14 protein-coding genes are annotated in these 12,712 nt (G+C 74.4%); 5 read left to right on the forward strand and 9 right to left on the reverse strand.

Features of this window, described 5'->3' with window-relative positions:
* Positions 1-44 precede the first annotated feature (44 nt).
* Positions 45-533 (reverse strand): rhodanese-like domain-containing protein, encoded by a 489-nt coding sequence (locus FKN01_RS17875; protein ID WP_143621760.1) that lies wholly within the window; start codon positions 531-533, stop codon positions 45-47.
* A gap of 93 nt (positions 534-626) precedes the next feature.
* Here FKN01_RS17875 and FKN01_RS17880 point away from each other — a divergent pair, with 93 nt between their 5' ends.
* A complete protein-coding gene (locus FKN01_RS17880) occupies positions 627-1,073 on the forward strand; it encodes an Lrp/AsnC family transcriptional regulator (RefSeq protein ID WP_143621762.1) in 447 nt (148 codons plus the stop codon).
* Here FKN01_RS17880 and FKN01_RS17885 read toward each other — a convergent pair.
* From FKN01_RS17885 to FKN01_RS17895, 3 genes are all read right to left on the reverse strand, one after another.
* Positions 1,063-4,248 carry an AAA family ATPase gene (locus tag FKN01_RS17885; protein WP_143621764.1) on the reverse strand — a complete coding sequence of 1,062 codons (3,186 nt, stop codon included), beginning with the start codon at positions 4,246-4,248 and terminating at the stop codon, positions 1,063-1,065. The two genes, FKN01_RS17880 and FKN01_RS17885, sit on opposite strands and share 11 nt — an antisense overlap.
* Positions 4,245-5,411: an exonuclease SbcCD subunit D gene (locus FKN01_RS17890; RefSeq protein ID WP_143621766.1), complete on the reverse strand. Its 1,167-nt coding sequence runs from the start codon at positions 5,409-5,411 to the stop codon at positions 4,245-4,247. Before FKN01_RS17890 ends, FKN01_RS17885 begins: the two co-directional genes overlap by 4 nt.
* A gap of 108 nt (positions 5,412-5,519) precedes the next feature.
* Positions 5,520-6,146 (reverse strand): YigZ family protein, encoded by a 627-nt coding sequence (locus tag FKN01_RS17895; RefSeq protein WP_143621768.1) that lies wholly within the window; start codon positions 6,144-6,146, stop codon positions 5,520-5,522.
* A 59-nt stretch (positions 6,147-6,205) separates the two neighbouring features.
* Here FKN01_RS17895 and FKN01_RS17900 point away from each other — a divergent pair, with 59 nt between their 5' ends.
* On the forward strand, positions 6,206-6,616 hold the full coding sequence (locus FKN01_RS17900) for a CoA-binding protein (RefSeq protein WP_143621770.1): 411 nt from the start codon (positions 6,206-6,208) through the stop codon (positions 6,614-6,616).
* On the opposite strand, the gene FKN01_RS17905 is transcribed toward FKN01_RS17900, so the two are convergent.
* Positions 6,613-7,185 carry a YbaK/EbsC family protein gene (locus FKN01_RS17905; protein WP_143621771.1) on the reverse strand — a complete coding sequence of 191 codons (573 nt, stop codon included), beginning with the start codon at positions 7,183-7,185 and terminating at the stop codon, positions 6,613-6,615. The genes FKN01_RS17900 and FKN01_RS17905 overlap by 4 nt on opposite strands.
* Positions 7,186-7,228: 43 nt before the next feature.
* Entirely contained in the window at positions 7,229-7,801 is a 573-nt protein-coding gene (locus FKN01_RS17910) for a helix-turn-helix domain-containing protein (RefSeq protein WP_143621773.1), read from the reverse strand.
* A 92-nt stretch (positions 7,802-7,893) separates the two neighbouring features.
* Between FKN01_RS17910 and FKN01_RS17915 the strand changes: the two genes are divergently transcribed.
* On the forward strand, positions 7,894-8,757 hold the full coding sequence (locus FKN01_RS17915) for a DMT family transporter (RefSeq protein WP_143621775.1): 864 nt from the start codon (positions 7,894-7,896) through the stop codon (positions 8,755-8,757).
* A gap of 4 nt (positions 8,758-8,761) precedes the next feature.
* Here the strand turns inward: FKN01_RS17915 and FKN01_RS17920 are convergent, their stop codons facing one another.
* Positions 8,762-9,499, reverse strand: a complete 738-nt coding sequence (locus tag FKN01_RS17920) for a DapH/DapD/GlmU-related protein (protein WP_143621777.1) — start codon at positions 9,497-9,499, stop codon at positions 8,762-8,764.
* Positions 9,500-9,635: 136 nt separating this feature from the next.
* Between FKN01_RS17920 and FKN01_RS17925 the strand changes: the two genes are divergently transcribed.
* Positions 9,636-10,166 carry a gamma carbonic anhydrase family protein gene (locus tag FKN01_RS17925; RefSeq protein ID WP_143621779.1) on the forward strand — a complete coding sequence of 177 codons (531 nt, stop codon included), beginning with the start codon at positions 9,636-9,638 and terminating at the stop codon, positions 10,164-10,166.
* Between the two features lie 23 nt (positions 10,167-10,189).
* On the opposite strand, the gene FKN01_RS17930 is transcribed toward FKN01_RS17925, so the two are convergent.
* The gene (locus tag FKN01_RS17930) at positions 10,190-10,852 is read right to left on the reverse strand and encodes a DedA family protein (protein ID WP_143621781.1); all 663 of its coding nucleotides are present in this window, start codon (positions 10,850-10,852) and stop codon (positions 10,190-10,192) included.
* Between the two features lie 145 nt (positions 10,853-10,997).
* On the reverse strand, positions 10,998-11,435 hold the full coding sequence (locus FKN01_RS17935; protein WP_143621912.1) for a DUF4442 domain-containing protein: 438 nt from the start codon (positions 11,433-11,435) through the stop codon (positions 10,998-11,000).
* Between the two features lie 156 nt (positions 11,436-11,591).
* Between FKN01_RS17935 and FKN01_RS17940 the strand changes: the two genes are divergently transcribed.
* Complete coding sequence (locus FKN01_RS17940; RefSeq protein ID WP_143621783.1) at positions 11,592-12,677, forward strand: hypothetical protein; 1,086 nt, start codon at positions 11,592-11,594, stop codon at positions 12,675-12,677.
* Positions 12,678-12,712: the final 35 nt, after the last annotated feature.

Raw genomic sequence — 12,712 nt, forward strand, 5'->3', positions numbered from 1 at the left:
GGATGCGGCCGGTCCCGGGGCGCCGGCCCCGGGACCGGCCGTTCTCAGCAGCCGCAGTCGTCCGTGCCGGCCGGTGCGGTCAGCGGGTCGGCCGTGCGCCTGCCTTCGCCCTCATGGGTCTCGTACGGGAATCCCTCGCGCGCCCAGTACTCGAAGCCGCCGAGCATCTCCTTGACCCGGTAGCCGAGCCGCGCCAGGGCGAGGGCGGCGCGGGTGGCGCCGTTGCAGCCGGGGCCCCAGCAGTACGTGACCACCGGCACGGCCGGGTCGAGGAGCCGCGGCGCCTGCTCGGCGATGAGCGCGGTCGGCAGGTGCAGGGCGCCGGGGATGTGTCCCTGGTCCCAGGACGCGGTGGACCGGGAGTCGAGCAGGACGAATCCGGGGTCCCCTCCGGCGGCCAGCGCCGCGGCGACGTCCGAGACATCGGCGTGGAAGGCGAGCGAGGCTCCGAAGTAGGCGGCGGCGTCGGCCGGTTCGGCGGGCGGGACGCTCAGGACGGGGTGGGCGGCGAGGACGCCGGGCTGGGAAGTCATGACGGAGAATCTATGATCGCCGCCGCTGGTCCGGAAGGCGAGATCCCCGGCAACGGCCTTGATTCGCCGGGGATTCAACGGTTGCCTGTCCGTATGAGCGACTATTCCCCGGACGCCACCGACTGGCGCATCCTCGATGTACTGCAACGCGAGGGCCGCGCCTCGTTCGCGGAGCTGGCACGGGCGGTGGCCATGTCGCCGAGCGCCGTGACCGAGCGGGTCCGCCGGCTGGAGGAGGCGGGGATCATCAGCGGTTACGCGGCCGTGGTCGATCCGGAACGGCTCGGGCTGCCGATCCTGGCCTTCGTGCGGCTGAGGTATCCGCACGGCAACTACAAGCCCTTCCACGATCTGCTGGAGACCACTGCGGAGATCGTGGAGGCCCACCACGTCACCGGCGACGACTGCTTCGTGCTCAAGGTGACGGCCCGCTCGATGAGCCATCTGGAGACCGTGTCCGGGAGGATCGGCGCGCTCGGCTCCGTCACGACGAGCGTGGTCTACTCCTCGCCGCTGCCGGGGCGGCCGATCAGTCGCTGAGCCCGTCCGCCCCCGCCCGCAGCCGCACGGCCGATCCGTTCCGCTCCTTCACCACCTCCAGCTGGGCGGGGATGCGGCGGCGCAGGTCCGCGACATGGCTGACGATGCCGACGCTGCGGTCCCGTTCGCGCAACGAGTCGAGCACGTCGAGCACTTCGTCCAGCGTCTGGTCGTCCAGGCTGCCGAACCCCTCGTCGATGAACAGGGTGTCCAGCCGTACGCCTCCGGCCTCGTCGGTCACGACGTCGGCGAGGCCGAGCGCCAGGGCGAGCGAGGCGAAGAACGTCTCGCCGCCGGACAGCGTCGCCGTGTCGCGCTCCCGGCCGGTCCAGGCGTCGATGACGTGCAGCCCGAGCCCCGCCCGGCGGCCTCCGGTGCGCGCGTCGGAGTGGACGAGCTGGTAGCGGCCCGAGGACATCCGCCGCAACCGGGCGGTGGCCGCCGCCGCGACCTGTTCGAGCCGGGCGGCGAGCACGTACGACTCCAGCCGCATCTTGCGGGCGTTGTCCGCCGAGGTGCCGGCGGTGAGCCCGGCGAGCCTGGCGACGCGTTCGTACTCCTCGCGCACGGGTCCCAGCGCGCGCACCTCGTCCGCCACCCGGCGGGAGAGCCCGGCGAGTTCGGTACGGCGTTCCCGCGCCGCGTCGAGACCGGCGGCGGCTTCGCGCAGCGCGCGCTCGGCCCGGTCGAAGCGCTCCCCGGCCGGTTCCGGTGCGGCGGGCGGGCGGTCGGCGGCGGCCCGGGCGTCGGCCTCGGCGAGCCGGTCGGCGACCGCCGCGGCCTCCGCCTGCCAGGCGTCGGTCCGGTGCTGGAGCGTACGCTGTGCCGCCTCGTCCAGCAGGGTCGCGGCGGCGGCCTCCGGCGTCTCGAACCCGGCCCGGAACGCGGCGTCCGCGAGCCGGTCGTCGGCCTCCTTCAGCCGTGCCGCCGCGCTCTCCTCCTCACGCACCGCCCCGCCCGCCCCGGCGAGCAGGGCGACCCGCCGCTGCAGCACGGCGGCGTGCTCGGCGACGCTCGGGTGCCCCCCGCGCGCCCGGTCCAGCACCGCGTCGATGTCCGCCCGCTCCCTCTCCAGCGACTCCCGCCGCGAGGACCGCGCGGCGCCCCGCTGCCCGACCCGCCGGCGTTCCTCGGCCCGCCGCTGCTGCTCCCGCTCGGCCCCGGCCAGCGCCTCCCGGGCGGCGTGCGCCCCGGCGGCCAGCCGGTACGCCTCGGCGTGCTCGGCGGCGAGCCCGGCCACGAGGCCGGCGAGTTCGGCGACGGTGGGGTCGTCGGCCGCCGTGAGCCCGGTCCGCGCGGAGCCGTCCGGTCCGGTGCCTTCCCCGGAAGCAGCCGCCGGAGCGGAGGCCGCACCACCGGCGGTCGCGGCCCCGGCGGAGTCCGCGTCGGCGGCCGGAGCGGAGGCGGCGGCCGTCCCCCCGTCACCGGCCGCCGCGGCGGTCCCCGCCGCCTCCGCGCGAGCCGTCGCATGGCGTTCGCGCACCAGGGCCAGGGACTGCTCCGCCTGAGCGCGGGCCTGCTCCGCGTCGCGGTGGGCGCGTTCGGCGGCTTCCTCGGCCGCGCGGTCCACGTGCCCGTCGCCGGGGCGGGCCGGGGACGGGTGGGCCGTCGCGCCGCAGACCGCGCAGGGGGTGCCGTCGGCCAGCTGGGCGGCGAGTTCGGCCGCGATGCCGCGCAGCCGGCGCTCGCGCAGGTCGAGCCGGCGCTCGTGAGCGGCGGCGGCGTCTTCACGGGCCTCGGTCAGCGCCTGCCGGGCCGTGGCCGCCTCGGCGGCCAGCGCGTCGCGGCGGCGCGCCGCGTCCAGGCGGCGGCGGGCGGCGTCGAGGCGGTGGGCCAGGGATTCGGTGCGGGTGGCGGCTTCGAGCGCCGCGTCCAGGCGGGCCTGGAGGTCCTGCCGGGTGGTCTCCCAGCCGGCGAGCCAGTCCTCCGCGTCGCGGACCAGTTCCTCGTCGGCCCGGGCCTGCCGGTCCAGGGCGGCGCGCTCCTCGGCGATCTCGGCGGCCCGCTGTTCGGCGCGCCGGGCCGATTCCAGGCCGCCCAGGTCCTCGCGGAGCCGGTGCTCCAGGGCCGCCAGCTGTTCGGCGCCCGCGTCGGCCAGGTCCTCGGGCAGCCGGCTCCGGGCGCGGTCCCGCTCCTCGCGCGCCCGCCGGTACGCCCGCTCCGCCGCCTCGCGCAGTTCGAGGGCGGGGGCGACGAGGTCCGCCTTGCGGGCCCGGGCGAGGCGGTCGCGCGCGTCCTCGTGCGCGGCGCGGCCGGCCTCCAGGGCGTCGGCGCGGCGGCGGGTCTCGGCGTACCGCCGCTGGAGCGCGGCGAGCTCCCGTTCGGCGTCCAGGGCGACGCGGGCGGCGGCGTGCCGGCGCTCCGCCGCGGCCAGGACCGACGCGGCGATGTCGAGGCGTTCACCGGCGCCGGCGCGGGCGGTCGCGGCCCAGCCGAGGACCGCGTCCGCGAGGCCGGGGTCGCCGGGCCGGAGGTCCGGCAGCGGGCACTCGCGGGCGGCGGGCCCGGCGGCCTGGGCGATGCGCTGGGCGAGGGCGAGGATGCGGTCGTCACCGGCCCTGACCTGGGCCTCGGCCGTCCGGCGCAGCTCGGCGAGGCGTTCCTCGACGGCCGCGAAGCGCCGGGTGTCGAAGAGCCGGCCGAGGAGCCGGCCGCGCGCCTCGGCGTCGGCGCGCAGGAAGCGGGCGAAGTCGCCCTGCGGCAGGAGGACCACCTGGCAGAACTGCTCGCGGCTCATGCCGACGAGCTGGATGATCTCCTCGCCGATCTCCTGGTGCGACTTGCCGAGCGCCCGCCAGCCGTCCTCGGGGTGGTACTCGCGCAGCCGGCTCTGTGCCTTCTCCGTGGTGTGGCCGCTGCCGCGCTTCTTGGGGCGGGGCTGGGCGGGGCTCCGGGTGATCTCCAGGCGGCGCCCGCCGACGGTGAGGTCGAGCAGCACCTCGGTGGGCAGGTCCGCGGGGGCGTGGTCGCTGCGCAGCGAAGTGCCGGGGCTCTGCCGGGCGCCGGGGACCGCCCCGTACAGGGCGTAGCAGACGGCGTCCAGGACGGAGGTCTTGCCGGCTCCGGTCGGCCCGTGGAGCAGGAAGAGGCCGGCGGCACAGAGCGCGTCGAAGTCGATCTCCTGGGTGCCGCCGAAGGGGCCGAACGCGGTCACGCGGAGCGTGTGGAGCCTCACCGGTTCACCTCGCGCACGCCTTCGTCCACCCGGACATGGTCGAAGGCGCCGCGCAGCACCGCCCGCTCCTGCTCGTCGGTCCCCGCGCCGCCGCGCACGTGGGCCACGAAGTCCTCCGCGATGGTCTGGTCGTCGCGGCCGCGCAGGCGGCGGGCGTACGAGAGCTCCGGGTCGCCGGGGGCCCGCTCCGGCTCGAAGACGAGGGCGAGGGCGTGCGGGAAGCGCTCGGTGAGCCGGGCCATCGGGTCGGCCGGGCGGACCGGGTCGGTGAGGGTGGCCTCCACCCAGGCGTCCTCGTGGCGGTCGAGTGCCGGGTCGTCCAGCAGGTCGTCCAGCCGGCCGCGCAGCCGGGCGAGGCGGCGGGGCACCGGGCAGTCGATCCGTTCGCCGGTGACCGCCCCCGAGGCGTCCAGGTCGATGAGCCACATGGTCTTGCGGTGGGCGGCCTCGGAGAACGAGTAGGCGAGCGGGGAGCCGGAGTACCGGACGCGGTCGGTGACGGCCTGGCAGCCGTGGAGGTGGCCGAGCGCCACGTAGTCGACGCCGTCGAAGATCCCGGCCGGGACCGCGGCGACGCCCCCGACGGTGATGTCGCGCTCGCTGTCGCTGGGCTCGCCGCCGGCGACGAAGGCGTGGGCCAGGACCACGGACCGGGTGGCGTCCGGGCGGGTGGCGAGGTCGGCGCGGACGCGGTCCATGGCGGCGGTCAGCACGGCCTCGTGCCCGGCGCGCCCGGCCTTGAGGACGTCCTTGACCAGGGCGGGTTCCAGGTAGGGCAGCCCGTAGAACGCCACGTCGCCGTGCGCGTCGGGGATGACGACGGGCGTCGCGCAGTGCGCGGGGTCGGTGCGCAGGTGGATGCCGGCCCGGCCGATGAGCCCGGCGCCCACGCCGAGGCGGCGGGCCGAGTCGTGGTTGCCGGAGATCATCACCGTGGGCACCCCGGCGGCGGCGAGGCGGTGCAGGACGGCGTCGAAGAGCTCCACCGCGCTCAGCGGGGGGACCGCCCTGTCGTAGACATCACCCGCCACGACGACGACGTCGACCTCGTGCTCGGCGACGGTGGCGACCAGGTGGTCGAGGTAGGCGGCCTGGGCCCGCAGCAGGGAAACCCGGTGGAACGACCGGCCGAGGTGCCAGTCCGATGTGTGCAGAATCCTCAAGACCCGGCTCCGGTCCGCATGCGCTTCCTCCGCCCCTGTGCCCTCACGCCCCACAGTCTCCCATCCCGCCCCTTGCCCTTGCCCGGGCCCGGGCCCGGGCAAGGCGCCTCACGCGTCGTCGTACGCCTCGCTGCCCAGCTCGACCCGCGCCTCGCCCGCCGTCGCGTCGGCCAGCCAGCGGCGGAACGCTTCGACGTCGGCGTCCGGCAGCGCGATCTCGATGGTCACCTCGGCCGCGTAACGGACCTCGCGCACCGTCCGTCCGGTGGCGCGCAGTTCGTTCTCCAGCCTGCCCGCCCGCTGGTGGCCGACGGTGACCGTGGCGAGCCGGAAGCGGCGCCGGGTGCGGGTGCCGAGCGCGTCCAGGGCTTCGCCGACCACTCCCCCGTACGCCCTGATCAGCCCGCCGGCGCCCAGCTTCACCCCGCCGTAGTAGCGGGTGACGACGGCGACGGCGTAGCAGACCTCGCGGCGCGTGAGCATCTGGAGCATGGGCACGCCGGCGGTGCCGCCGGGCTCACCGTCGTCGCTCGCCTTCTGCACGGAGGCGTCGGCGCCGATCACGTACGCGTAGCAGTTGTGCGTGGCGGTCGGATGCTCCCTGCGGACGCGGGCGATGAACTCCTGCGCCTCCTCCTCGGTGGCCGCGGGGGCGAGCGCGCAGATGAAGCGGGACCGGTTGATCTCGCTCTCGTGCACGCCCGCACGGGCGACGGTCCGGTACTCCTCCTGCATCCCGCCACCCTATGCGCACCTGCGGGAATGGCCGGGGCGGGCAGCCGGTTGTCCGGTGCATGTACGCAGACACGGAGACGATCCGCAGAATCCTGCAGGACAGCGGCGACACCTGGGCGGTGGTGGGGCTGTCCAACAACCGCTCGCGGGCGGCCTACGGGGTCGCCGAGGTGCTGCAGCGCTTCGGCAAGCGCGTGGTCCCGGTGCACCCGAAGGCCGAGCGGGTGCACGGCGAGGAGGGTTACGCCTCACTGGCGGACATCCCGTTCCCGGTGGACGTGGTCGATGTCTTCGTCAACAGCGAGCTGGCCGGCGCGGTGGCCGACGAGGCGGTCGCCAAGGGCGCCCGGGCCGTGTGGTTCCAGCTCGGCGTGGTGGACGAGCAGGCGTACGAACGCACCCGGGCGGTCGGCCTGGACATGGTCATGGACCGGTGCCCCGCCATCGAGATCCCGAGGCTCGGAGCCTAGGGCCGCTCCGGGGCGCGGACGCCCAGTCCGTCGAGCACGACCGCGCCCGGCAGGGCGCCCAGTGCCTTGCCGGTCACGATCAGCTTGCCCCGGCGCGAGCCGCTGCCGATCAGGACCCACTCCTCGTCCACGACGGCGGAGTCGATCAGCAGCGGCCAGGCGGCGGGGAGCCCGATGGGCGTGATGCCGCCGTACTCCATGCCGGTCGCGCCGACCGCCGTGTCCATCGAGGCGAAGCGCGCCTTGCGCAGGCCGAGGTGCTTGCGGGCGACGCCGTTCACATCGACGCGGGAGTGCGACAGGACGAGGCAGGCGGCGAGGGTGACGTCGGCGCCGCGCTTGCCGGAGAGGACCACGCAGTTCGCCGAGTGGCCGAGCAGGTCCGCCCCGTGGTGGGCGACGAAGGCCGCGGTGTCGGCGATCTCCGGGTCGGTGTCCACGTGCAGGACCTGGTCGGGGGTGACGCCGGCCCAGCCCGTGCGCACCGCCTCGGCCACCGGGGCGGTGAGGAGGTCCTGGCGGTCGACGGCGGGGCCGGCGTTCTCGAAGGAGCCGATGGGTGCGCGCATGCGCGTCACGCTAACAGCGCCGCATGCGGGGGCGCCGGGCGTCTCATCTGGCGGGCGGAATGCTGACGGCCATGGTGAGTTCGACCGGTTCGGTGCCCTCGTTGCGGTAGGCGTGCGGGTGGTGCGCCTCGAAGGTGGCGGAGGTGCCGGCGTCCACCGCGTACGGGGTGTCGGCGACGACGAGTGTGAGCGTGCCGGCGGTGACGTGGAGCAGTTCGACGGTGCCCTCGGGGTGCGGGTCGGACCGGCTGCCGTCGCCGGGCATCAGCCGCCAGGACCAGAGTTCGAGGGGGCCGCGGGCCTCCGTCCCCACCAGGAGCGTGGTGGCGCTGCCCGCCTCGGTCGACCAGAGGCGCACGGCCTGGTCGGCGGGGACGAGGCGGACCGGGGAGCCCTGTTCGTAGTCGAGCAGGGTGGTGATGCTCACGCCGAGCGCGTCGGCCAGCTTGACCGTGGTGCCGACGCTCGGGTTGGTGCGGGCCTGCTCGATCTGGATGATCATGCCGCGGCTGACCCCGGCACGGGCCGCCAACTGGTCCAGGGTGAAGCCGCGTTCACCGCGCCAGCGCTTGAGGTTCCGCGCGAGGGACTGGGTCAGCTGATCGAGGTCAGTCACATTCCGTCCAATATTCTGTATGACATGGTCCAGCATTTTGCACTACGGTGCGGTGTACCCAACCGTTCGCCGCACTGTACTGCGAGGCCCCCATGACCGCGTTGTTCGCCCTGGCCACCAGCCTCCTGTGGGGGCTGGCCGACTTCGGGGGCGGTCTGCTGACGCGGCGGATGCCCGCGCTGACCGTGGTCGTGGTCTCGCAGGCGATCACGGCGGTGGTGCTGGGCGTGACCGTGACCGCCACGGGCGGCTGGGGCGAGGCGGGGCCCCGGCTCTGGTACGCGGTCGCGGCGGGGGTCGTCGGACCGGTGGCGATGCTCTGCTTCTACCAGGCGCTCGCGCTCGGCCCGATGGGCGTGGTCTCCCCGCTCGGCTCGCTCGGGGTCGCCGTACCGGTGGGCATCGGGCTGATCGCCGGGGAGCGCCCGGACCTCCTCCAGGGCGCCGGCGTCGCGGTCGCCGTCGCGGGCATCGTGATGGCGGGCGGCCCGCAGCTGCGCGGGGCGCCGGTGCAGCGGCGGGCGATCCTGCTGACGCTGGTGGCGGCCTTCGGCTTCGGGGCCGTGATGTCGCTGATCGCCGAGGCGTCGACCACGGTGACCGGGCTGTTCCTCGCCCTGTTCGTCCAGCGGGTCACCAACGTGGTGGTGGGCGGCGGGGCGCTGTACGTCTCGGTGCGGCGCGGCGGCCGGGCGCTGCCCGAGGACGGCGGCGCGGCGGTCCGGGCGGCGCTGCCGGCGCTGGCGTTCGTCGGCCTCGCGGACGTCGCGGCCAACGGCACGTATTCCGTGGCCGCCCAGCACGGCCCGGTCACCGTCGCCGCCGTGCTGGCCTCGCTCTACCCGGTGGTGACGGCCCTGGCCGCGCGCGGGTTCCTGAAGGAGCGGCTGCGGGGTGTGCAGGCGGCGGGCGCCGGCCTCGCCCTGGTGGGCACGGTGCTGCTCGCGACGGGGTAGGCGGTCAGCCCTCGTCGAGCCGGGCCGCGGCGAGCAGCTGTTCCGGGGTGACGCCCTCGGGGATCGGGACCGGGGCCGGTGTCCGCAGGGGCGGCTGCCAGCCCTTCTCCGGGTCCCAGCCGCGTACGACACGGGCGGGCGCTCCGGCCACCACCGCGCGGTCGGGCACCTCGCCGCGGACGACCGCGCCGGCGGCCACGACGACGTTGCGGCCGAGGCGGGCGCCGGGCAGGATCACCGCGCCGGTGCCGATCCAGCAGCCCGGCCCGATGGAGACGGGCTCCATCCGGGGCCACTGCTTGCCGACCGGCTGGTGCGGGTCGTCGTAGCTGTGGTTGGTCGAGGTGATGTAGACGTACGGACCGCAGTACGTGTCCGCGCCTATGGTCACCGTGGTGTCGGCGACGACATGACTGCCCCGGCCCAGCACCACACCGTCGCCCAGGGTGAGGATCGGGTCCGGCCCGAGGTCCAGGTCGGGCATGAGGCCCGCGGTCAGCGTGACCTGTTCGCCGATGACGCAGTGGTCGCCGAGCCGGATCCACGGCTCCCCGAAGACCGTGCCCTGCGGGAACGCCAGCCGCGTGCCCTCGCCGATCCGGGCGAAGCGCAGCCCGCCGGGGTGCTCGGCGGTCACCGCGCCCGCCTCGCGCGCCCAGCGCCAGCAGCGGTGGACGGCCCCGGACAGGGCGCGCCGCCGCCACGCGGTCAGGGCGGCGAGCGGATTCCGGTTCTTCGGCACGGGCTCACCGTAAGCCGAGCCCGCCGGACGGGCGGCGGCACCGGCCTGTGATCTTCACCCCACCAGAGGGCGGTGCCGGCGCGTGGCATACGGTTTCCGCGGCGGCCGACGGCACCGGAGCACGGAGGAACGGGCGATGGCGGAGCAGGCGATGATCATGGGGATCGGCGGCAAGGAGCCGGTCATCGATCCGGAGGCGTTCACCGCGCCGACGTCGGTGGCGATCGGCGACATCACCATGGCGGCGGGCTCCAGCCTCTGGTACCAGGCGGTGCTGCGCGCGGACTGCGGGCCCATCGTGATCGGCGCGGACTCCAACATCCAGGACAACTGCAGCGTCCACGTCGACCCCGGCTTCGCGGTGACGGTCGGCGAGCGGGTCTCGGTCGGGCACAACGCCGTCCTGCACGGCTGCACCGTCGAGGACGACGTCCTCATCGGCATGGGGGCGACCGTCCTCAACGGCGCGCACATCGGCGCGGGCTCGCTGGTCGCGGCGCAGGCCCTCGTACCGCAGGGCATGCGCGTGCCGCCGGGTTCCCTGGTCGCGGGGGTCCCGGCGAAGGTGAAGCGTCCGCTGACCGAGGAGGAGCTGGAAGGCGTCCGCTTCAACGCGGTGGGTTACGTGGAGCTGGCCAGGGCGCACCGGGAAGCCTGCGCGGGCTGAGGAGCCGCCCGGGCCCGCCCGGCTCAGTCCGCGACGGGCACGGTTCCCGGTTCCGGCTCGGCGGTCGCGGCGGAGTGCGCGGCGGCGGCCTTCTTGGCGCGGTTCTTGAGGACCAGCATGGAGGCGAGGCCGATCAGGACCGCGATGGCCAGGCCGAGGTAGGAGAACCGCTTGAGCCACGCCTCGGCGACGACGCCCACCGAGTAGATGACGGCCGTGGTGCCGCCCGCCCAGGCGATCCCGCCGAGCACATTGGCGATGAGGAACTTCCAGTACGGCATGTGCAGCACACCGGCCAGCGGACCGGCGAAGATGCGCAGCAGGGCGACGAAGCGGCCGAAGAACACGGCCCACATGCCCCACTTCTGGAAGGAGCGCTCGGCCATGCCGATGTGGCTCTCACCGAAGTGCCTGGGGAACTTCCCGCCGAGCCAGGCCAGCAGCGGCCGTCCGCCCTTGCGGCCGATGGCATAGCCGATCGAGTCCCCGATCACGGCGCCGGCCGTGGCGCAGGCGCCCAGGATCCAGGGGTTGATGCCGTCGTGACTGGCGGCCAGCAGCGCGGCGCTGACCAGGACGATCTCACCGGGCAGCGGAATGCCCAGGCTCTCCAGCCCGATGACGGCGCCCACCAGGATGTAGACGCTGATCGCGGGGACGGTCTCCAGCCACTCCTGGATGTGCAACGCCGTTTCCTTACGTGTGTTGTCCTGTCGCCCGCCGGACACTCATCGGCGCACCGCGGGAAGCCTACCCTCAGCTTCACGGAGGCGGACAGTGAGAAGGGCCGCCGGTGCCGGGCGGCCCTTCTCGTCGCACGCGGTCCGCGGATCAGGAATTCGGGCGCAGGGTCCAGACGACGGTCATCTCACCGGTCACGGCGCCGTCCCCGCGCCGGATCTCCACCGTCACCGGGAATTCGGGACGCTCGCCCGCGTCGAGTTCGGCGACGACATCGGCGGCGGGGCGGCCGAGGACGGCGGTCGCGGTGACCTCGCCCATGGCCAGCTTCTTGTAGCCGATCTCGGCACTGACCGCGAGCGGCACGGCCCGGGAGAGCTGGTCGCCGAAGGCGGCGATGACGATGGCGCCGCTCGCCGACTCGGCCAGCGTGAACATCGCTCCGGCGTGCGGTCCGCCGATGTGGTTGTGGTAGTCGGCCCGGTCCGGCAGGCGGACCACCGCGCGGTCGGCGGTGGTCTCCAGGAATTCGAGGTCGAGGGTCCGGACCATGGGAACCGTCGCGGCGAGCATGTCGCCCGCGGTCATCTGTTCAGCGCTCATGAAACGGGATGTTACTCACGGGTAGGCGTCTTGGCCATGCCTCCGCGGACACGCACCGGCCGGGCCGCCGCCGCTCCTTCACCGTTCGCACACGGGGGCGGACGTAGCACGCCGGGCGGAGCCCCTCTATCGTTACTCGCCATGTGGCCAGGACAGCAGCCGCCCGGGGGCGAGCAGAACCCGCAGGACCAGAACCAGAACCCGTACCAGCAGCCGGGATACCAGCAGCCGAATCCCTATCAGCAGCCGGGATACCAGCAGCAGGGCCAGCCGTCGGGCCAGCAGCCCGGTTACGGCTACCCGCAGCAGGGCGGGCAGGGGGGGTACGGGCAGCCCAACCCGTACCAGCAGCCGACGGTTCCGCAGTACGCGGTGCCCGGCCCTCCCGGTGACCCGCAGCCGGGCAACGACAAGAAGAGGACGACGGTCGTCGCCATCGTCGCGGCGACCGCGGTCGTGGTGGCCGCCGCGGTCACCGGTGTCATCGTGCTGAACAAGGACGACGACAAGGACGGCAAGAACGTCGCCGACGGCAAGAAGTCGTCCGCGCCCGTCAAGCCGTCCCAGTCCGCGTCCCCGACCGAGGCCAACCCGCGCGGCGGCGAGGACGCCAAGCCGCAGATCGCGGGCTGGAAGGTCGTGACGAACCCCAAGTGGGGCACCCAGTTCGACGTTCCGGGCGACTGGGAGGTGTCCCCGCCCGGCGTGCTGTCCTTCTTCGAGGACGAGAAGAAGAACGACGGCCTGCCGCTCATCGGCTTCACCGGGCCGGCGGACCTCAAGGAGAAGTGGTGCACCGACGACGCCGACAAGGACGGCACGGAGGACAAGTACAGCCTGGCCGGCGCCGGCACCCGGGGCGCGCAGGGCGCCACGGACGCCGATGTGAACGCCCGTAACGAGGCGGGCACCTGGGCCTGGGCCGCGTTCGCGCAGCACATGCCGAAGAAGAGCATCAAGATCAGCGAGGCCAAGCAGTACACCACCAAGTCGGGCCTGACCGGCAGCCTGGTCACCGCGACCGCGCCCAACGTCACCAAGCGCTCGAAGTGCAGCAGCGACGGCAAGACGTACGCCTTCACCTTCAAGAACAGCAAGAACGAGTTCGCCTCGTGGGTGCTGTACGCCGCCGCGGACGTGGACGACGAACTGCCGAACGCGACGATCGAGAAGATCCTCAGCACCGTGCGCCTGGTGCCGGTGGTCGACTCCGACGAGGATTCCTGACCCCGGTCCGGGAACTCATTTGCACAACCGGGCGG

The organism is Streptomyces sp. 130, assembly GCF_007096885.1.
Taxonomy (GTDB): domain Bacteria; phylum Actinomycetota; class Actinomycetes; order Streptomycetales; family Streptomycetaceae; genus Streptomyces.

What these genes read in the sequence shown, in the direction of transcription:
- FKN01_RS17875 (WP_143621760.1), bottom strand. Translation starts at nt 533, where the DNA reads ATGACTTCCCAGCCCGGCGTCCTCGCCGCCCACCCCGTCCTGAGCGTC.
- FKN01_RS17880 (WP_143621762.1), top strand. Translation starts at nt 627, where the DNA reads ATGAGCGACTATTCCCCGGACGCCACCGACTGGCGCATCCTCGATGTA.
- FKN01_RS17895 (WP_143621768.1), bottom strand. Translation starts at nt 6,146, where the DNA reads ATGCAGGAGGAGTACCGGACCGTCGCCCGTGCGGGCGTGCACGAGAGC.
- FKN01_RS17900 (WP_143621770.1), top strand. Translation starts at nt 6,206, where the DNA reads ATGTACGCAGACACGGAGACGATCCGCAGAATCCTGCAGGACAGCGGC.
- FKN01_RS17905 (WP_143621771.1), bottom strand. Translation starts at nt 7,185, where the DNA reads ATGCGCGCACCCATCGGCTCCTTCGAGAACGCCGGCCCCGCCGTCGAC.
- FKN01_RS17915 (WP_143621775.1), top strand. Translation starts at nt 7,894, where the DNA reads ATGACCGCGTTGTTCGCCCTGGCCACCAGCCTCCTGTGGGGGCTGGCC.
- FKN01_RS17925 (WP_143621779.1), top strand. Translation starts at nt 9,636, where the DNA reads ATGGCGGAGCAGGCGATGATCATGGGGATCGGCGGCAAGGAGCCGGTC.
- FKN01_RS17935 (WP_143621912.1), bottom strand. Translation starts at nt 11,435, where the DNA reads ATGACCGCGGGCGACATGCTCGCCGCGACGGTTCCCATGGTCCGGACC.
- FKN01_RS17940 (WP_143621783.1), top strand. Translation starts at nt 11,592, where the DNA reads ATGTGGCCAGGACAGCAGCCGCCCGGGGGCGAGCAGAACCCGCAGGAC.